This window comes from Mesorhizobium sp. M8A.F.Ca.ET.202.01.1.1 (genome assembly GCF_004791595.1).
Taxonomy (GTDB): Bacteria; Pseudomonadota; Alphaproteobacteria; order Rhizobiales; family Rhizobiaceae; genus Mesorhizobium.
The window spans coordinates 126,284-144,604 of record NZ_SRUN01000016.1 but is presented as its reverse complement, the minus strand read 5'-3'; the positions used below and the strand labels follow the sequence as shown (position 1 = coordinate 144,604).

The 18,321-nt window shown below is 60.5% G+C and carries 19 protein-coding genes; 18 read left to right on the top strand and 1 reads right to left on the bottom strand.

Annotated features, from left to right (window positions below; genetic code table 11):
• The first annotated feature begins 247 nt into the window (after positions 1-247).
• From EN845_RS29050 to EN845_RS29030, 5 genes are all read left to right on the top strand, one after another.
• Complete coding sequence (locus EN845_RS29050; protein ID WP_127873255.1) at positions 248-526, top strand: hypothetical protein; 279 nt, start codon at positions 248-250, stop codon at positions 524-526.
• 573 nt (positions 527-1,099) lie between these two features.
• Positions 1,100-1,528, top strand: a complete 429-nt coding sequence (locus tag EN845_RS29045; protein WP_127873254.1) for a hypothetical protein — start codon at positions 1,100-1,102, stop codon at positions 1,526-1,528.
• Between the two features lie 209 nt (positions 1,529-1,737).
• Complete coding sequence (locus tag EN845_RS29040; protein WP_189522902.1) at positions 1,738-1,908, top strand: hypothetical protein; 171 nt, start codon at positions 1,738-1,740, stop codon at positions 1,906-1,908.
• Positions 1,909-2,240: 332 nt separating this feature from the next.
• On the top strand, positions 2,241-2,747 hold the full coding sequence (locus EN845_RS29035) for a hypothetical protein (protein WP_189522901.1): 507 nt from the start codon (positions 2,241-2,243) through the stop codon (positions 2,745-2,747).
• A 634-nt stretch (positions 2,748-3,381) separates the two neighbouring features.
• Complete coding sequence (locus EN845_RS29030) at positions 3,382-4,437, top strand: cell wall hydrolase (protein WP_127873252.1); 1,056 nt, start codon at positions 3,382-3,384, stop codon at positions 4,435-4,437.
• Positions 4,438-5,258: 821 nt separating this feature from the next.
• Here the strand turns inward: EN845_RS29030 and EN845_RS29025 are convergent.
• Positions 5,259-5,576 carry a YMGG-like glycine zipper-containing protein gene (locus EN845_RS29025; RefSeq protein WP_127873251.1) on the bottom strand — a complete coding sequence of 106 codons (318 nt, stop codon included), beginning with the start codon at positions 5,574-5,576 and terminating at the stop codon, positions 5,259-5,261.
• Between the two features lie 311 nt (positions 5,577-5,887).
• Here EN845_RS29025 and EN845_RS29020 point away from each other — a divergent pair, with 311 nt between their 5' ends.
• From EN845_RS29020 to EN845_RS28955, 13 genes are all read left to right on the top strand, one after another.
• A complete protein-coding gene (locus EN845_RS29020; protein ID WP_127873250.1) occupies positions 5,888-6,460 on the top strand; it encodes a hypothetical protein in 573 nt (190 codons plus the stop codon).
• An 80-nt stretch (positions 6,461-6,540) separates the two neighbouring features.
• The gene (locus EN845_RS29015; RefSeq protein WP_127873249.1) at positions 6,541-7,452 is read left to right on the top strand and encodes a hypothetical protein; all 912 of its coding nucleotides are present in this window, start codon (positions 6,541-6,543) and stop codon (positions 7,450-7,452) included.
• 43 nt (positions 7,453-7,495) lie between these two features.
• The gene (locus EN845_RS29010; protein ID WP_127873248.1) at positions 7,496-8,485 is read left to right on the top strand and encodes a Coat protein; all 990 of its coding nucleotides are present in this window, start codon (positions 7,496-7,498) and stop codon (positions 8,483-8,485) included.
• Positions 8,486-8,801: 316 nt separating this feature from the next.
• Positions 8,802-9,401 carry a hypothetical protein gene (locus EN845_RS29000; RefSeq protein WP_127873246.1) on the top strand — a complete coding sequence of 200 codons (600 nt, stop codon included), beginning with the start codon at positions 8,802-8,804 and terminating at the stop codon, positions 9,399-9,401.
• The gene (locus tag EN845_RS28995; RefSeq protein ID WP_127873245.1) at positions 9,401-11,869 is read left to right on the top strand and encodes a hypothetical protein; all 2,469 of its coding nucleotides are present in this window, start codon (positions 9,401-9,403) and stop codon (positions 11,867-11,869) included. Before EN845_RS29000 ends, EN845_RS28995 begins: the two co-directional genes overlap by 1 nt.
• 97 nt (positions 11,870-11,966) lie before the next feature.
• Positions 11,967-12,668, top strand: coding sequence for a hypothetical protein (locus EN845_RS28990; RefSeq protein ID WP_245511832.1), 702 nt, complete (start codon positions 11,967-11,969; stop codon positions 12,666-12,668).
• 15 nt (positions 12,669-12,683) lie between these two features.
• Positions 12,684-13,205, top strand: coding sequence for a hypothetical protein (locus tag EN845_RS28985; protein WP_245511831.1), 522 nt, complete (start codon positions 12,684-12,686; stop codon positions 13,203-13,205).
• Between the two features lies 1 nt (position 13,206).
• Positions 13,207-15,690 (top strand): HNH endonuclease, encoded by a 2,484-nt coding sequence (locus EN845_RS28980; RefSeq protein ID WP_127873244.1) that lies wholly within the window; start codon positions 13,207-13,209, stop codon positions 15,688-15,690.
• A 5-nt stretch (positions 15,691-15,695) separates the two neighbouring features.
• Complete coding sequence (locus tag EN845_RS28975) at positions 15,696-15,989, top strand: hypothetical protein (protein ID WP_127873243.1); 294 nt, start codon at positions 15,696-15,698, stop codon at positions 15,987-15,989.
• Between the two features lie 8 nt (positions 15,990-15,997).
• Positions 15,998-16,312: a hypothetical protein gene (locus EN845_RS28970; RefSeq protein ID WP_127873242.1), complete on the top strand. Its 315-nt coding sequence runs from the start codon at positions 15,998-16,000 to the stop codon at positions 16,310-16,312.
• A 103-nt stretch (positions 16,313-16,415) separates the two neighbouring features.
• A complete protein-coding gene (locus EN845_RS28965) occupies positions 16,416-16,889 on the top strand; it encodes a hypothetical protein (RefSeq protein WP_245511829.1) in 474 nt (157 codons plus the stop codon).
• Positions 16,890-17,241: 352 nt separating this feature from the next.
• Entirely contained in the window at positions 17,242-17,490 is a 249-nt protein-coding gene (locus EN845_RS28960) for a hypothetical protein (protein ID WP_127873240.1), read from the top strand.
• Between the two features lie 216 nt (positions 17,491-17,706).
• The gene (locus EN845_RS28955) at positions 17,707-18,186 is read left to right on the top strand and encodes a hypothetical protein (RefSeq protein WP_245511828.1); all 480 of its coding nucleotides are present in this window, start codon (positions 17,707-17,709) and stop codon (positions 18,184-18,186) included.
• Positions 18,187-18,321: the final 135 nt, after the last annotated feature.

The window sequence follows — 18,321 nt, the reverse complement described above, 5'->3', positions numbered from 1 at the left end:
CCAGATGTTTGGGGAGGAGGAATATGCTGCGGCACTGTCATGGACATAAGCATTCATCCCCCTCTTGTCCGAAAACTTGTCTATCAGATGGAAGGATGGTTCGGTGATGTTATGATAACAACGTTCCCATGTTCCTCGTCGTGGCTGAGGTCAAGCAGGCGTTGCAGATTCCCGCATGATCCTGAGACTATCTTTCAGAAAACACTGCATCCGAATGGCCGAGGAGGGTTTTCCCTATGGGGAAAAAATGAAGTTGCTGGATATCGTTGGGCGGTTGTCGGAATTTGACGAGGAGGACCCGGTCTACGCAGCGGAGCCTTGGACAGAGGATTCAGACGCAATGGTTTTGCCTCAGCAGGATGGGGTGTTGGTACCACGCGAGGCAGCTAAAGAGGGCCTGGCATACTTTCTCGAAATCAACCTTGCGATCGAGATTACCGAGGCTTTAGTTGTATCGCAGAAAGAAAAGCCAAACATTTCTGCCATCTGCGAACGCGTTATCTATTATGCCACCTATGATGCGTGAGAGGTTAAATGTCGACTAACCCACGTTATGACGGACAGCCGCTGCTTAGACTGCTGGATGTTTATGTGCTCTGGGCGATCGGAGAACTTTCTCAAGAGTCGGAGGAGGGCCTGAAAAGAATGGCCCCCAAACTGCAATCTCTATTTGGTGGTGATGGACAATGGCATGATGCAGTCGCCCAGTCCATGCACATGCCCGAGGGAATGCCGGCAGCAATCCGGATATGTGGCGGAGGAATGTCGAAATCGCTCGCGTCAACGGCACGACCCTCTCGCCCGAGAGATTTGCCGAGATGTTCGTGGACGAGAATTTCAGAAGTTGAACGTTTCCCCTATCCTGCCTGACGTTCACCCTTGCCTGATTTCACAGCTCGGCGCATGACCGCAGCGACTGGATAGAATTACGAATTACGGTGACAGTGCTGGACTGCAGCCCATCAGTGAGACACGGCAATCTCTGTGACAGGGTGTTTTTACCGACGCGTCCATGTGGCTGGCGTGAGCCACCGGACCGAGACATAGGCAAAAAGTGCACTGTCACCGGAATTCCTTTTCAACCGTCAGTAGGTAAGAAATGAAATATTATTATCTCGAGCCAGAGGTTTCTGGCGGGCCTGGTGAAAACGCCACTATGGACACAACCGTCCATCCTCCTCTCGTAACCCATTTGCATTATGAGTTTGATGGCTGGTTGGGCGATGGGATGGTGACGTCATTCCCGTGCTACTTGGTCACTGAAGATGTCAGAGATAAGATTATCAAGAGTGACTTTTCCGATGTGACATTCGACACGGTCGAAGTGACCACTTCCGAGTTGTTCGAAGAAATGCAACCGGACCAGAAGCTTCCCCCCTTCGTATGGCTGAAAGTGAACGGGAATGCCGGCCGCGATGATTTCGGAATAGCGCAAGACTACCGCCTTGTCGTTTCCGAGCGCGTTCTCGATGCCCTCAAGCCATTAGGAATCTCCAATGCCTTGACTGAGCCTTTCGAAGCGCCTTGACGTCGTCAGTCTTGGCGGCCCTGTTGTCGGTAGCTCGACCCGAAAATGCTTCTTCGCCTGGCGGACGGCTGCGCTCGGACGTGTTTGAGCGCCTCGGCAATCAGTCGGCTGGGATTCGTTTATTCGACGAGCCGGAAAAGGATGAATGATGGCAAACAATCAGCGTCCATAGCTTGCATGTACAAGATACAGCTTCTCGCTCCAAGGGCATGGAACTGTTCGAGATCAAACCTATAGCGGTTGGTGGCGATCCAGTTAGCTTGGAGAACAAGATCTGGTTGACCAGACAAGAGCATTTTGAAGTGGTGCGCTTCTGGAATCGAACTATCGAAATTCAGCGTAAGATGGCGGTGGAGAAGGCGGCGCGGGCGGACCGGTAGGGGGTCCGCACTGCCTTGCGGGGGGCCACGCCCGCTTCCGCCGTTTATTGTCCAAGGAGTCGCAGCTCGCGGCCCTGGAAAGGGCGGCGCGGCGGAGGAGAGATGAAACGCTGAAGCTGCCAATCTCCCCTTGTGGGGGGAGATCGGCTGTTTCGCGGCCGGCGCCTCAATCCGTTCACGCACGCCAGCGGCATCGCCACTCCGCGATTTTTAAGAAACGCCAATCCAACCAAGCCCGCGAAAATCAGCCCCAGCCTGCGCGCGATCCGGCCGTGCCGCGGTCGCCGGCGCAACGCGCCCTTTTTCAAAACCATTCGAGCAGGAAACAGCCAATGGTCCACATCATCCCCCTTTCCGTCGGCCAGCGCCGGCTCGATACCGGCAACGGGGTGCAATACCCGCAGGGCTCGCCGATCGGCGGCGCCATGCAGGGTTTGGGCGATCAGCTTTCCGCCGTCGCCGAGCGCTACCAGCAGATGACAGCCCAGCAGGAGGCGTTCGACGCCGAGCTGGCGCGCCGCAAGTTCAATGGCCAGATCGCGCAGGCGGAAGACGAGGCGACGGCCAACGCGCCGGCCGACGGCGCCGGGCTGCATGAGGCCATGTATGGCCAGGTCAATCCGTATGACGGCCGGGTGGTGAAGGCCGGCTGTTCGACAGGTTGTTTGCCGCCGCCTTGCCCGGCATGCCCGAGAGCCAGCGCGCCAACTTCGCCAGGCAGAAAGAAGCGCTGCGTGAGGCCGGCTCGCTTCGCATGGCGGCACGGCAGCTTCAGCGACGCAAGGATTATGAGCAGGACCAGTTATCGCGGGTACACGCCGTCGAGCTCAACAATATAGTGCGGAGCGATCCGAACGACCACGCCGCCTTCGATGCCGCGCGCCGGCGCGGCCTCGATCTCATCACCAAGATGGGCCTTGATCCACAAAGCAAGGCACAAGCCGAAGCCGCTTGGTTCGACCGCTCGGCAAAGACCCGATTTGAAACTCTAATCGCCAGGAATCCGCGAACAGCCCTCAATCTACTGGGGCTGAAAATGGCGCAGGCAGCGGAAGCGACCTTCCGCCTGAGGCTGTTGACGAGGTCACAACCGGCTCTGTTGCACAAGCCGACAGCTTTGGCGCGTCAAACGGGAAGGAAGATCGTATTCGCAAGGTCGACCCAAGTGAGCGAGTTGGACAGGCGTTTCAGGACAATGTTCCGGTCGACGTGCTGCTTGCACAGCTATCGCCTGAGTCATACGGCGACCTGGTTCGCCAGGCCCGCAGCGCCGATGCCGCGAGCTTCATATCCATGCATGCCGGCCTCAACACTGACACGCAGAAGGCAAAGGCGGCCCTAGCCAATATGGAGCCCTATTCCGGTTCAAGATATGACGATTCCGAATTCGCCCATTTTTTTGGCGCGGAAGAGGGCGGCAATCGATCCAGGAATTTCAACTGGAGGGCGGATGTCAGCCCATAGGTTGCCGATATGCGTGTTACGCCCACCAGTGAAGTAGATGCGTCTATCTTCGCGGCAAAGCCGGTCCCGAACCGCTTCGCGCCGAAGCAAGACCCCGAAATGTACAAGCAGGACCAGGCGCGCTTTGAACGAGATCAGAGACGCTATGAGCTGAACGCGGATGCTGCCGCATTCGTCATACAGCAAAGGCAAGTCGACCCGGCCGGCTATGCCCGCAAAGTCACGCCCGCTCTCGACGCTGCCCTCAAGGATTTATCGACGCCAGAGAGCCTGCGGACCGCGCTTGCGCTGTCATTCGCCTCCCAGCGTCAGTTGGGTATTGCAAAGCCTCAGCCGCTGCCCCAGTCCGATGCCGAGGGTTTGCTCAAGACCTGGGCCGATGCGCCTGATCCCGAGCAAGCGCGGCAGCAGGCGCTGAAGGGAATAGTGGACCCGAAGTGGCGCAAGTCGTTGGCCAAGCAGTTGGATGATATTGAGGCGGCTCGAGCACAGCCGCCTGCTGCGCTTGATAGTGACCGAATTGATGACGTCGATTCCGAACGCCCAGCTGAATTCGCGAAATCCATCCACCTTTCGCCAGCAGACATTATTCGGTTGAAGAAGACGCTGATGACCGAATGGTTCGTCAAGGACGGCGATGACGAGGCCAAAGGTGTCATCGATACGATTCTAAATCGGTTGGCGTCAGAGCATTGGGGGCACAATATCTCAGACGTGGTCAATTCCTGGGCACAATTCTCGGACGTTAACAGCAAAAACACTATTCCTCTTGGTCGAAACGACATCGACCAACTGTCGGTCGATGATCCTCGCTTTGCCAAGGCGTCAAAAATGGTCGATGAGTATCTGTTACAACGGGCAAGCGGCACGCCGTCCAAGGTTGGCGACAATTTGAACTATGCCAACCCGAAGGTGTCGGATGCGGCGAATCTCGTCTGGATAAATAAGCTTGACGGCCCGAGACTTGGACAGCACTGGCACGGTACGACCGATGAAAATCAGCGATACCGCCCCGGCAAATTCCGTATCAACCTGCCCAAGGATTATTACCCATTGGCGAATTAGACATCGAGCAAACCCCGCAACAAGGCCTTGCGTCGTTGTTGTGGTCCGTTTGCAAGTGAATTAGATGTGATCACATAAGATTGGATCAGGTCGAGAGGTTCACGAACGTGCGTTTAGTCTTGTTAGCCTTTTTGCTCGTGGGGCTCCATGTAACGCCGGCTGTCGCAATCACCCTTTCCGCCAAAGAGTGGAGGGCATTCTCTTGCGTACTGAAGAAGGCTCGTAATCAAGGCAATCCCGACGTGGCGGCCGGATATGCAATCGACGAATGTCCGACCGGAGGCCTCAATGAAGCACAGAAGGAGCGTATCAGAAACTTGGTCACCCGCCGGCTGATGAAGGAATACGGAATGACGTGCCTGGGGACAGGGTGCGGCCCCAAGTAAGTGGGAAGCAGCATTATGGTGCACAGCGGTGACGGCGCACTATTTTGCTTGATGGTACGTTGCTGCAGCTTTGCTTTTTGCCCCAGAGTCGATTTGTCTTTATTTGGTGATTAGGCGGGGCGCAAAAATCACAGCCGAAATTGCAATTTGCAACAAGTCAGTGCTCGCTCTGGCGGCAGCTTTGGGGGCGGATGCCCTTGATTCCGAACAGGGGGAACCCAGTGAGTTGTTAAGGTTCACCTCAGTTTGTCGAAGTGAAATAGTGCACTGTCACCGTAAACCCACGACAACAACGGCCCAACAATTTGCCGAGATGTTGGTGGCAACAACTTCGCGGGTTGAGCGTTCGGCGGCACCGGCTTTTCAGACCTTGGCGCTGCCCCTCATCCCCCTCCGGGACCTTCTCCCCGTGAACGGGGAGAAGGCGGCTAACGATCAATAATTGCCGTTGTAGTAGCGGTCGTCGCAGGGCGCGGTGTAGATGCGGCCGTAGCGGTCCTGGTAGCGGCAGAGCTGGTCCTCGCGGCGCTGCGGGGTGGTGGCGGAGCCGACGACGGCGCCGAGCAGCGCGCCGCCGGCCGCGCCGATGACCGTGCTCTTGGTGTTGCCGCCGATCGCCTGGCCGACCAGCGCGCCGCCGGCGCCGCCGAGGAGCGCACCGGTGGTGGCGCGCTGCTGGCCTTCGGTCTGCGACTGGCAGCCTGCAAGCGCGGCGGTCATGAGGACGGCGGCCATTGCTTTGTGAAAGATCATGCGAGGTCTCCCTTAAAGGTCTGAAATCCCTATAGATCGTCCCGTGCGGCCGCATTGCGGCGGAACGGGGGCATGGCTGCTCACGAAGTGAGTCATGGTTTCTCGGGCGTTGATGGGCCAGGGCGTCCGAAACAACCCTTTGGAACAAGGCGATAGCGCCGATCCCTGCCAAAATGATTCAGTCTTGTCGATACGATCCGCGCCCTGGCCTGCGTCGGCCGTCCACTGTCGCCGCGGGCGTTCGTCATCTGAAAAGCCAAGCGGTTTGGCTTCCGCGCGCTGCGCGCACCCACCCAACAATGGAGAATGAAATGACGCGTGGTCTTCCCCGCACCCTTGCCCGTGCCGCCGCCCGCGAGGCCGGTCTTGCCCCGCCCAAGCTCGGCCTGAAAGCCGTCACCACGGGGCAGGGCGGTTCTTATCGCACTGTTTTCACCTTTGCCGGCATGCAGGTGCCGGTCACCGATGCGCTGGCCTATGCCTCGCAGAAGATCTTCGATTTTTCCGACGGCAAGCTGCGCATCAAGGGCGGCACGGCCAGGCTGCAGTTCGCGGTGCCGACCACGCGCGCATCAACCATCAACGACGCCGCCGCGCTTACCTGGTCGCTGGGTTCGGCGGCCGCGTCGAGCGCCACGCTTGCCGGCACCATGGTCAATGTGCTGGCGTCCACCGGCCGCACGCTGGACGGCGCGGGCTCCGCGCTCTCCACCGCCTCGACCGCCGACATCGCCGCCGCCTCGACGCTGGACGGCACCACGACGCCGGCCGACCTCTATCTCAACCTCGCCTTTGCCACCGGCACCGATATCGATGCGGATGGCACGTTGGCCGTGACGGGGACGGTGACGCTGCTGTGGGAGAACTGGGGCGATAACAATTAGCGATCTCCCCCACGAGGGGGGAGATTGGCAGCTTCGCCGCCGGCTCCTTTTCTGAAATCTCAAACAAAGGAATCTCACACATGACAGATCTGGCAGACGCCGGGTCCGTGGCGGCGCGTGCGCAGCCGGCGGGCAACCCAGTACGGCCATCGGCAGGCGCGGACAACGGGTCCGCCGCGGCTGTCGCCCAAAGTTGGTTTGACGGTCTTTCCGAAGGCAACCGCAAGCTCGCTGAAACCAAGGGCTGGACCAAGGCCGAAAACCTCGATCGGGTTTTCACATCCTATGCGGAGCTGGAACGGCAGCAGGGCGAAAGCCTGCGCGTGCCGGGCAAGGACGCATCCAGGGAAGACTGGGACAAGTTCCACGCCCGGCTGCCCGAGGAGATGCGTCCGCTGACATCGGCCGAGAAGGTCGAGTACCGGCGCCCGGAAGGCCTGCCGGAGAACTTCGCCTATTCGGACGAGCTCGCTCAGGCGTCCAAGGCCTGGGCGGTCGAAGCGGGTGCAAGCCCGAAGATCGCGCAGGCCTATCACGACAGGTTCGTCGGCTACATGGCCGAGCAGGCGCAAGCGCAGCAAGTCGCGCTCGCCCGTTCGGTCGAAGCCACCCATGACGACCTCGTCAAGGACTGGGGACCGACCGACAGCGACGGCTTTCGCCAGAAGCTGGAAGTCGCCAACCGGGCGATGAAGAAGCTCGGCCTGGTCGACGCCTACAAGGCGAAGGGCATCCTTCTGCCTGACGGGGCGCTGACCGATCCGCAAATCGCCAAGGCGTTCCAGGCGATCGGCGAAGCGATGTTCAGGGAAGACACGATCGACGGCGGTGCCCGTTCAAGCGGAGCCAATCCGTTCAAGCGCAACGCCGCCGGCGAACGCAACCTGACGGCCATTTCAGCCCTCGTCAAAAGCGACCCCGCCCGCGCAAGGCGGCTGGCCCGCGAGGCTGGAGAGAACCCCGACCGCTGGATGCCGAACAACCCGCTTTGACTCTCAAACTCACCGCCAAACCCCAAGCTGAAGGAAGACAAAAATGGCAGATGCCTACACCCGCATCGCGGACGCGATCGTTCCGTCCGTCTATGCGCAATACGCTTTCGAGGAACATGTCCAGTCGCTCGAGATCTATCAGGCCGGAATCCTGTTTTCCGACCCGGCCATCTCGTCGAAACTGTCGATGGGCGGCCGCTCCGTCGACATGCCCGGTTGGAAGGATCTTGGCAATGACCCGTCCGAACCGGTCAATGACGACCCGGCCGATTCCATCGAGATGAAGAAGGTCGGCTCGCGCCGCGAGGTCGCCGCCCGCAACGTCCGCGCCCAGGCATGGGGCGTTCCGGACCTGACCTCGATCCTGGCCGGCGACGACCCGCAGAAGCTGATCGTCAAGCGGCAGACCGAGTACTGGCAGCGCGCCAACAAGCTGACGTTGCTCGGCATCCTGAAAGGCGTCGTCGCCGACAACATCGCCAATGACGCCGGCGATCTCGTCCGCACCACCGGCGCCTCCATCGTCGACACCGACATCATCGAGGCGGCCTATCTGATGGGCGACCGCGCCGACAAGTTCAAGACGATCTGGATGCACTCCAAGCAGATGAAGGCACTGAAGCTCGCCGACCTCATCGACTATGTGCCGTCCTCCGAGCAGGGCGGGCCGCTCATCCCCTACTACATGGGGCTGCGCTGCGTGGTCGACGACGACATTCCGGTGGCGGCGGGCGTCTACACCGCCTTCATGTTCAAGGACAAGGCGATCCTGTGGAACGAGCTGCCGGTCAACACCGAAGGCGGCCCGCTCGAGTTCGACCGCAAGCCGCGCCAGGGCCATGGCGGCGGCGTCACCGAAATGGTCGGCCGCCGGCATTTCGTGCCGCACGTGCCGGGCACCCGCTTCCTCGACGCCGCCTCGGCCGGCGAGTTCGCCACCGACGCCGAACTGGCGCTGGCGGCGAACTGGGACCGCACAGCGTCGAGCGTCAAGAACATGACGTTCATCGCGCTGAAGACGACCGAGGCATGACCGGCTGAGGCGAGGGGCGGGGCTGGCGCTCCGCCCTTTTTCTAAGGCTGAGTTCTGCCGCGCCCCCCTCTGGCCTGCCGGCCATCTCCCCCACGGGTGGGGAGATTGGCAGCGTTGACGGCCGCGCTTTTTCTTCAACGTCGAGAGTTGGCGAAAGCGATGCCACATGCAATCTCCCCCCTCGTGGGGGAGATGGCCGGCAGGCCAGAGGGGGGCGCCGTAACACGCCAGCCATGGCGAATAGCAAGTACGTCAAGCCGCCTCCGCGCGGCTTTTTTCATGTCCGCAACAACCACGACCCACGAGGTGCCGACCCATGGCCATCACCCCGACCGATATCGCCAACATGGCGCTCGCCGTGCTCGACGAGGCACCGATCGACAGCCTCGACCAGGACGTCAAGGCGGCGCGGTTGCTCAATTTGCATTTCGACCTCGCGCGGGAAGCGGAGCTGACCAAACATGCCTGGGTGTTCGCGATCCTGCGCGCCACGGTGGTCGGGTCGATGACCGCCGGCGGCGATTGTGGCTTGAACGTTGCCTATGAGCTTCCGGCCGACTGCTTGCGGCCGCTGCCGCTGACGCACAATGGCGAACCCGACGGCGTGCCGATCTCCTGGCGCCAGGAGGCGGGACTGATCTATTGCGACCAGCCGGGTCCGCTCACCATCCGCTACGTCGCCAACCTCACCGACCCGAATGACTGGGACGCGCTTTTCACCGAGGTGCTGGTGGCCGCGCTCGCCATCAAGGTCGCGCATCCGCTGACCCACAAGTCGGGCATGATCGACATTGCGCGCTCGGCCTATGACCGGGCGCTGGACGCTGCCTTCAACGCCAACGCCATCCAGCGCGGCGGGCGTCTCTACACCGCCTCGTGGTCAAGCCAGCGCGGCGACAGCAGGGGTGCGCGCTGATGGCCACGCTCTATCCGGTTCAGGACGTCTTCACCCGTGGCGAAATCTCGCCCCGCCTGCATGCCCGCGCCTCGCTCGATTTCTATCGGGCGGCCCTTGCCCGATGCGAGAACTTCGTCACCTTGCCGCATGGCGGCATCCGCAAGCGCGGCGGCACCTATTTTGCCGGCGAGGTCAAGACTTCGGCCAGGAAGACGCGGCTGATCCCGTTTATCTTCTCGGCCGACCAGGCCTACGCGCTCGAATTCGGCGACCAGTATATCCGCGTCTACGCCTACGGCGCGCGTGTCGGCACGGTGGAGGTCGCTTCGCCCTATCTGGAGGCGGATCTGTTCGAGCTGGCCTACGTCCAGTCGGCAGACCAGATGTGGATCAGTCACCGGGACTACCCGTTGAAGGTGCTGACCAGAACCGCGCACACCAGCTGGGCCCTGGCCGACTTCAACTTCCTCGACGGTCCCTATGACGACATCAACACCACGTCGACGACGCTGAAGCCGGCGAGCACCGGTCATGCGACGCCGAAGATGACTTCGGCGACAGCCCCGAGCGGCACGGTTACGGACAATGGCACAGGCACGAACAGCTGGAGGGTATTTGACCGCGCGATCAATGGCGTCGTCACCATATCGACGGGCAGCAGCGGCCTTCTGCAGTATCAATTCCCGGCCGGCCAGGGAAAGGCGGTGAACGCCTACTGGATATCCGCATCCGAAGATGCCGCAAAATGGGGCGACACGCCGACGCAATGGAAGCTGTCGGCCTCCAACGATGGCGTGAACTACGTCTCATTGGACGGCAGGACATCGGAGCGCGGCTGGTCCGGCTCCGAGGTTCGCTTCTACGATTTCCTGAACTCGACCACCTACGAGTATTACAAGTTCGACTTTTCCGGTGGCGGTGGCGACGATGCCAACAACACCTCGCTCTCCGAGATCGCACTGACCGAGAACGGCGACCTGATGGCGCCCTTCGACCTCACGGCATCGGCGGTTGCCGGGATCAATGACGGCACCGGGTTCCAGACAAGCGACATTGGAAGGTCGGTCCGGCTGCTTGGCAGCGACAATGTGTGGCGTTGGGCCAAGGTCACCGGCAGGACGAGCACCACTGTCGTGCAGATCAGGCTCTATGGTCATGCCTTGCCCGATCTTTCGCCAATCACGCGGTGGCGGCTGGGTACTTTCGTGCCCGGCAAATATGTCGAGAGCGGCTCGCTCTATGAAGAGCGCCTGGCCTTCAGCCGGAAGTTCTCGGTCTACGGATCGAAGACCGGCGACTTCGACAATTTCGCGCTCGGCGAAAATGATGACGATGCGCTGGAGTTCGTCCAGGCCGGCGGCGGCCAGGCCAACGACATTGTCTGGATCGCCGATTCCGACGGTGCGCTGTTGATCGGCACGTCCGGTGGCGTGCGTGCCTTGTCGGGCTCGGGCATCGACGAGGCGCTGACGCCGTCCTCGTTCAAGAACCGGCGCTCGCGCACCTTCGGCTGCGCCCGCATCCGCCCGGTCGATGCCGGCCAGTCGTTCCTCTATGTGACGCGCTCGCGCAAATCGATCGCCGAGCTGACACAGACCGCGCAGAGCCGGTTCACCTCGGACGATGTCGGCCAGATTTCCGAGCATATTCCCAAGCAAGGCGTGGTCGAGCTGGCCTTCCAGACCGACCCCGACCCGATGCTGTGGTTTCCGCTCGATAATGGCGAGCTTGGCGGCTACACGCACCAGCCATCCCAGGATGTCAGGGGCATGCATCGTCATCGCCTGGGCGGCGCCTTCAGCGGCGCTGGCTGGGCGGTCGTCGAAAGTGCTGCCGTGACGCCTGGCCAAGACGGCAATGACGACCTGTGGCTGGTCGTCAAGCGCACCATTGGCGGCGTGACCAAGCGCTATATCGAGATCAAGACCGCTCCGTTCGAATATGGCGCCGTCGCCGACGCCTTCGAGGTCGATTGCGGGCTGACCTACACGGGCGCCGCGGTGACCACGGTGGGCGGCGCGATGCATCTCGCCGGCCAGTCGGTCGATGTGCTGGCCGACGGCAAGGTCTATCGCGGCCTGGCGGTCAGCGGCGGCGGAACTGTGACGCTGCCAGGCGGCTCGATCGCCGCCAAATGGCAGCTCGGACTGCCCTATGCGGCGGGCGCCGACACGCTGGAACTCGATGTCGGCGGCCGCGACGGCTCCATCATCGGCCGCCGCAAGAAGGTGGCGAAGGCCATCCTGTCGCTGCTCGAGACCGATATCACGGGGCTCCAGGTACAGTCCTTCATGCGTGGCCGCTGGGAGCCGGTGCGCCTGCCCTCGATCGTCGCGCCGGACGGGAGGGCCACACTGTTCACCGGCAATGTCGAAGTGCCGATCGACGACAGCTGGGAAGGCCAGGGCCGCGTGCGCATCCGTCATGTCAACCCGACGCCGTGCACGATCCGGGCGTTCACACCGGTGTTCGACGCCGAGCCGTAGTTGATCTGGCGAAGGCCGAGGTGACGGCCAATCTCCCACAGGTGGGGAGATCGGCAGCTTCGCGGACCGCCTCTCTCCCCAAAAAAGGACAACCCCAATGACATCTCCCCTTGCCGAGCAGCTCGGCAGGGCGCGGACGGCTGCCGAATTCGCGGCCGTCATCGCCTTGCTCGACACCGACCTCAACGACGCGCTCGTGCGCAAAAGCGAACTGGCGCAGGCCGAGGACCGCGCGGTCTTCGGCGATGGCGATCTTGCCGCCGCGCGCGCCGCGCTCGACGATTGCAACGACCGGATCGCGCTTCTGGAAAAAACCATCGACGCCGCCGGCAAGCGCCGGGCGGAGGCGGCGCGCGGCCAAGCCCGCGCCGACATCGCCGCGCTCGGCGAGGACATCAAGGCCAGGGCGGCAACGCTGACGCAGCGCTGGCGCGGTGTCCATCGTCTGGTCGAGCAACTGCGCCAGGAACTGTTCGAGGCCGATGCGCTTGCCCGTGCCGTCGCCACCGCCAATGGCCTTTTCGAGGCCGCCGGCGTGACCGAACTGAAGGTGAACCTGACCACCACGCGCCGCGCCGCGATGGCCGGCCCGCGCGCCGCGGCGCCCGCCCGCCTCAGCCGCCCGGCGCTGCAGGCCGACAGGCTGTTGCTCTCCTTCCTCAGCGCCGGCGGCGCACTCGACCCGCGCCCGGCGCTCGGCGCGCCGATCAAGAGCAACAAAGCCAGGCACTTGGAAGGCAAGCAAGCCGAAGGCCGGGGCGCCAAAAGCCAATTCATCCCCGCAAGAAAATCCCTTTAACGAACGAGGTTGACCATGTGCACACTCGCCCTTCTAGGGCTGGCAGGGACGGCCCTGTCGGTCGGCGGCTCTCTGCTCGAGGGCCAGCAGCAGAAGCAGATGGCCGACTATCAGGCCAGGGCCTATGAGCAGCAGGCGCGGGCCGAGGCGCAAAGTTCTGCCTTCGAGCAGAGCCAGGAACGTCACAAGCAGGATCTGCTGCAGGCCCAGGCGCGCGCCCAGGCCGGCGCTTCCGGCGTCGGCATAGCAGGCTCACCAACCGAGGTGCTGGCCGCCAATGCCAGGCAGGGCCAGATGGACCTCAAGGCGCTTCAGTACAGCTCGGACCTGCGCCAGAACAACCTTAACAGCCAGGCCGCCATCTCGCGCTTCTCCGGCAAGCAGGCGGCCACGGCGTCGATCTTCAGCGCCGGTAGCGCGCTGGTTGGCGGCCTCTCCAAAATCTACGACCCGACCAAGGCTGTGACCTTCGGCGGTTCGATGCTTTCACCTCGGGCGAGCGCGGCCATGGCCAACGGCTATTCGGGGCTCTACTAAAATGGTCCACGTCATTCCCCTTTCCGTTGGCCAGCGCCGGCTCGATACCGGCAACGCGCCGCAATACCCGCAGGGATCGCCGGTCGGCGGCGCCATGCAGGGTTTTGGCGACGAGCTTTCCGCTCTTGCCGAGCACTACCGGCAGATGACAGAGCGGCAGGAGGCGTTCGACGCCGAGCTGGCGCGCCGCAAGTTCAATGGCCAGATCGCAAAGGAGGAAGACGAGGCGACGGCTAACGCTCCGGCCGACGGCGCCGGCCTGCATGACGCGATGTATGGCCAGGTCGACCCGCGCAACGGCCGGGTGGTGAAGACAGGCCTGTTCGACAAGCTGTTTGCCGCCGCCTTGCCCGGCATACCCGAAAGCCAGCGCGCCAACTTCGCCAGGCAGAAGGAGGTGCTGCGCGGGGCCGGCTCGCTTCGCATGGCGCAGCGGCAGCTTCAGCGGCGCGACGATTATGAGCTCGCCGAGTGGACCAAGGTCGACACCATGTCGACGAGCGCCATCGCAAATGGCGACCCGAGCGACACCGCGACCTTCGAGGCGATCCGGCAGAGCGGGTCCGACCTGATCGCCAAGATCGGCAACCCGCTTGCCCGGCAAGCGGCGGAAGCCGCCTGGCGCACCAACACGGCCAAGGCGCTAGTCCAGGCGATGATCGCCCAGGACCCGAAGCGGGCCGCCGAGATGCTGGGCGCGGCGCAGGGTCGGAGGAAGGACGACACGGCAGAGGTGGCTGGTGGTTCGCAGGCAAATGCCACAAGTTCTGTTGCGCCAAAGGGCGATCGCCTTGGCAGGCTCACGCCGGACGAGCGAGTGGCGCAGGCCTTCCGGGACGACATCCTGCCTGAGGACCGGTCGGCCTTAGCCCAGCAAGCCCGGGCCGCCGACGCGTTCCGGCAAGTCGAAATGCGTACCGGTATTAGCCTGGCCGAACAGAACGCGCCGGCCGCCATCAGGGAAACCGGAACGTATTCTGGCCCAACTCCCACTCCGGAGCAATTCGTAGCCCTCTATGGCGCCACCGAAGGCGCCAGGCGCTTCCAAGCCTTCAATCAGGCGATCGATGTCAGTCGGCAATTTTACGGCATGCGCGGCATGTCGAACGAGGGCGTACGGGCCAAGATCAAGGATTCTGCAACGAGGGCGGACAGTGCGAACCCTGAGGAAGATAAAGCGCGTCATGACGTCATCGTAACCGCCGCCGACCTGACCTTCAGAGCCAGGCAAGGGGATCCCGGCGACTATGTTCGCAAGACATTCGCAAACCTAGACGCAGCCTGGAACAACCTGTCGAAGCCGGAAGACTATCGGGCGGCGATCATCGGCTCGATCGCCGCCCAGAAGCAATTGGGTTTCGACACCGTCCAGCCGTTGCCGAATTCCGTGGCAGGCAGCGTCGTCGGCGAACTAAAAAACGGAACCAAACCGCAAGATCACATCCTAGACAACATCTTTGCTGCGCTCCCTACCGAAGCTGCCCAACAGGCAATGCTAGACCAGCTAGTTCGGACAAGTGCTGACCAGACAGAGAGAAGCCTAGCTGAGCGAACACGTCGCGATTGGATAGTCGACCCCAAAATGCTGCTCGACTTGGGCAAAGCAGCCGAGTTGGGGTTGCGGGACTCGAATGTAGAAGTCACGAATTACATTCCTACACCTCAAGATAAGCTTGGTCGGCTTATCGTGGGCGATAGTAAGCCAGAAAGTATGCGGCGTAAGCTGGCACGGTTGCTGGTTGGCTCCGAGGGAGCCGGCGAGCAGGGCATTTCGCTGCTCGGTATCACGCCCATGGTCGCTGCCGATAAGGCTGTTGCGTCCGCGATGTCTGGGAACGTCGGCGACACGGTTCTCAATGCCTTAGGAGTAATTCCCACTGAGCGACTGGCGTCCGTCGGTCTGCAACAAGCCGGCAAGATTGCGGGGCCTTTGGTTAAGGAACTCGCGCAGATATTGAAGCGGCCCGACGACCTGGCTGAGGGAGCCGAGGCGCTTGTTCTGGGAAGCCGAGGTAAGCTCCCCAACTCGACTGAGGACGTTCTTTCTGAAGGATTAGACCTTTACAAAGGTATAGACGATTTACCTGCGCCTGGGTCCGAACTGCTGACAGAAGAAGCAGGTGACGGCGCTAGTCGAGGGCCGACGGGCCAGTTCTATAGCGTGGTGTTCGAAACAAGGCTGGATCCTGCCTTATATCCAAACGTTTCGCGCCCGCGCCATTTCCAGGCAGCCAACGAAGCCCTGTTGGTTCTGATGGAAAGAGAGCAGGATTTCGCGAAAGTTATGCAAGAAGCAGGAATTAACCTTCAGCGCACAAAGAGGGGCCTCGTTCCCCGCAGAGCACCCCCTGGCTACACGTGGCATCACGCCCCGGAACCCGGTGTGATGCAACTCGTCCCTAGATCACAACATGATCCTGGGACTATCTTCCAGAAAGCACTGCACCCGAATCGCCGAGGAGGATTTTCTTTATGGGGAAAATAAGCAGGTTGATCGACATCGTTGGCCGGTTGTCTGAATATGACAATGACGATGAAGATGAGGACGAGACTTACACGATCTATGTGTCGGAGCCTTGGACCGAGAATTCAGACGCGATGGTTGCGATTGCCCCGGACGATGCATTGGTGCCAGCGAAGGCAGCCAAGGCAGGCCTGACATATTTCATTGAAGTATACATCGCGATCGAATTTACCGAGGCTTGGGTAGCGTCGCTGGATGAAAAGCCCAGCCTGTCGGCCATCTGCCAACGCCTCATCGAATACGCCACCAATGATGCATGAGGGGAAAAATGGCGACGCACCCACGTTATGACGGAAAACCGCTGCTCAGGCTTCTTGAGCTATACGTGCTCAAGGCGATTGGAGAGCTCTCTGAGGAATCGGAAGATGGCCTGAAAGCGATGGGTCCGAAACTGCAAGCCATCTATGGCGGCGACGGACGGTGGGACGACGCAATCGCCAAGGCTCTTCACATGCCTAACACGATGCCTGAGGCAATCCGGGATATGTGGTCAAGGAACCTGAAAATCGCCCACGACAACAACGTAACACTCACGCCCCAGCAATTTTCCGAGATGTTTGTGGACAACAACTTCGCGGATTGAGGCTTAGGGAAGATCTCATTCGGCACCACAACAAAGCTGGGGATTTTCAGCGCTGGGCCAAGAGACGATGGCGCCAGAAAAAAACGAGTATTGGAGAGACGTCGTGAACGCAGCTATGCCAGACCTCAGTAAAGTCAGTCGTTTGCCGCTGGCTGCCAACGATCCTGACTCGGGGGATGATATTGACGCAGCTCTTCTGGAAGCCCGTCAATACCTCCGGTCTTATAACTGGGGGAAAAATATTAAAGCCGAGTATCTTGGGTATGGCGCCGAGGGTATAGTATACATTTTTCTCTTCGAGATTTTACCTGGAAGGCCAGATGTGCCTCAATGGATATGGGTGATCGTGGGCGATGTGCCTCCGGCCTATATGCCCGGCGATGACGTCCAGACACCGTATGAGGTGCTGGATGGTTACATCGGTGCAATGGAAGATTGGGTTGAAGCTGCGCGGCAAGGGAAATCCGTAGCGAAATTGATACCTGTCAATGTCGATGCCAATCCCGCCAACGCCGAAATGTTGGCGAGCCGGCTCGCGTTCCTCGATGAAAAGGTTCTGCCACTGCTTCAAGAGTGATTTACTGAATTTTCCCGAGATGTTCGTCGATGAAAATTTCGGGATTTGAATGCTATTTGGAATTGCGATGACAGTGCACTTTTTCAATTATATTCGTATGACCTAGAGTGAGGCCTGGAGTAGAATAAAGGTAAAAGTGCACTGTCACCGTAATCCCGGTTTGATACTTCCGGCGGCCGGCATATCGTCTGTCATTGGAGCGGGCGGATCAAACGCGCCAGATACGCGAACTCAAGCTCTCGGATCGGATAACGGACTCCCCAGGAATGCGCGTTGAAAGGTGCATCAACGGTGGGTACAATGGGCGCGTGCGGGATTTGTGCGTGATCGCGGTCCGATGGGAGTCGCAAAAATGCGGAAGCCGACGATTGAATACGAGAACATTTCCCCCGAGATGCAGAAACTGCGCGACGAGCAAAAGGCAGCCCAGATAGCTTGGCGCTTGCGGTTGGCCATCAGCGATCCTGCGGAGAGAAAAGCGCTGGAAGCCCAAAAAACGCAAGAAATGGCCGAATGGCAGGAGAAGACCGGAGTTACGTTTTTCTTGAATCTCGGCGGTGTCCTTGATTACGTCAAGAAACATAAGAAGTCTCAGGGTTAGACGTTCTGCTTCCTGCTTCTACGGCAATTCATCCAACTGAACAGTCTGGTCGCTATGGTTGGTGGTGCCGAATTATGGTCACAGTGCACTCTTAACGATCTCCACGTGATTGGAGTGAACCTCTGGACCGAACCGTGGAAAAGAATTCAATCACATAGAGCGGCATCGGGATGCCGGAGACCATTCACGCTGGCCTAGACAAAGGCGGCAAGGGAGTTGGTCATAGAGAATAATAGCAAACCCGACCTGAGCAGCGTCACACGCCTGCCTTCGGCTAATATCAGCACCGGCCACGACGAGCTGGATTCTGCCCGGATCGAGGCCCGCCAATATCTCGAATTCTACACTTGGGTATCGGCCATTAAGGACGAATATCTTGGTTGCGCCGCGGAAGGGATAATCTATATTTTCCTTTTCGAGATAGAGACCAGTCGACCGGACGTGAATCCATGGACTTGGGTGATCGTCGGGGATGTGCCGCCGACGTACCTGCCAGCTGATGACGGAAAGACGCCTTTCGAGGCGCTGGATGGTTATCTCGGTGCGCTTGAAGACTGGGTTGAGGCTGCACGCCACGGAAGGTCCGTAGCGAAATTGATACCGGTCAATGTCGATGCCAATCCCGCCAACGCCGAGATGCTGGCGAGCCGGCTCCAATTCCTCGACGAGAAAATCCTGCCAGAGCTTAAAAGGTAATGCGCAGGATTTGTTGAGAGATTTGCGGCAGCTCTATTGTGTTTGGTGCAACCTTGGGTAGAATTTGAGTTGCGGGGTTTATTGGCGCAGACATTGCGGGGACAGCTTAGGCTGAACGGCAGATATAATGGGGGG

Coding starts and splice junctions, on each gene's coding strand:
- EN845_RS29050 (WP_127873255.1), top strand. CDS start 248: ATGAAGTTGCTGGATATCGTTGGGCGGTTGTCGGAATTTGACGAGGAG.
- EN845_RS29025 (WP_127873251.1), bottom strand. CDS start 5,576: ATGATCTTTCACAAAGCAATGGCCGCCGTCCTCATGACCGCCGCGCTT.
- EN845_RS29015 (WP_127873249.1), top strand. CDS start 6,541: ATGACAGATCTGGCAGACGCCGGGTCCGTGGCGGCGCGTGCGCAGCCG.
- EN845_RS29000 (WP_127873246.1), top strand. CDS start 8,802: ATGGCCATCACCCCGACCGATATCGCCAACATGGCGCTCGCCGTGCTC.
- EN845_RS29020 (WP_127873250.1), top strand. CDS start 5,888: ATGACGCGTGGTCTTCCCCGCACCCTTGCCCGTGCCGCCGCCCGCGAG.
- EN845_RS28980 (WP_127873244.1), top strand. CDS start 13,207: ATGGTCCACGTCATTCCCCTTTCCGTTGGCCAGCGCCGGCTCGATACC.
- EN845_RS29035 (WP_189522901.1), top strand. CDS start 2,241: ATGGTCCACATCATCCCCCTTTCCGTCGGCCAGCGCCGGCTCGATACC.
- EN845_RS28985 (WP_245511831.1), top strand. CDS start 12,684: ATGTGCACACTCGCCCTTCTAGGGCTGGCAGGGACGGCCCTGTCGGTC.
- EN845_RS28990 (WP_245511832.1), top strand. CDS start 11,967: ATGACATCTCCCCTTGCCGAGCAGCTCGGCAGGGCGCGGACGGCTGCC.
- EN845_RS29040 (WP_189522902.1), top strand. CDS start 1,738: ATGGAACTGTTCGAGATCAAACCTATAGCGGTTGGTGGCGATCCAGTT.
- EN845_RS28995 (WP_127873245.1), top strand. CDS start 9,401: ATGGCCACGCTCTATCCGGTTCAGGACGTCTTCACCCGTGGCGAAATC.
- EN845_RS29010 (WP_127873248.1), top strand. CDS start 7,496: ATGGCAGATGCCTACACCCGCATCGCGGACGCGATCGTTCCGTCCGTC.
- EN845_RS28960 (WP_127873240.1), top strand. CDS start 17,242: ATGCGGAAGCCGACGATTGAATACGAGAACATTTCCCCCGAGATGCAG.
- EN845_RS28970 (WP_127873242.1), top strand. CDS start 15,998: ATGGCGACGCACCCACGTTATGACGGAAAACCGCTGCTCAGGCTTCTT.
- EN845_RS29045 (WP_127873254.1), top strand. CDS start 1,100: ATGAAATATTATTATCTCGAGCCAGAGGTTTCTGGCGGGCCTGGTGAA.
- EN845_RS29030 (WP_127873252.1), top strand. CDS start 3,382: ATGCGTGTTACGCCCACCAGTGAAGTAGATGCGTCTATCTTCGCGGCA.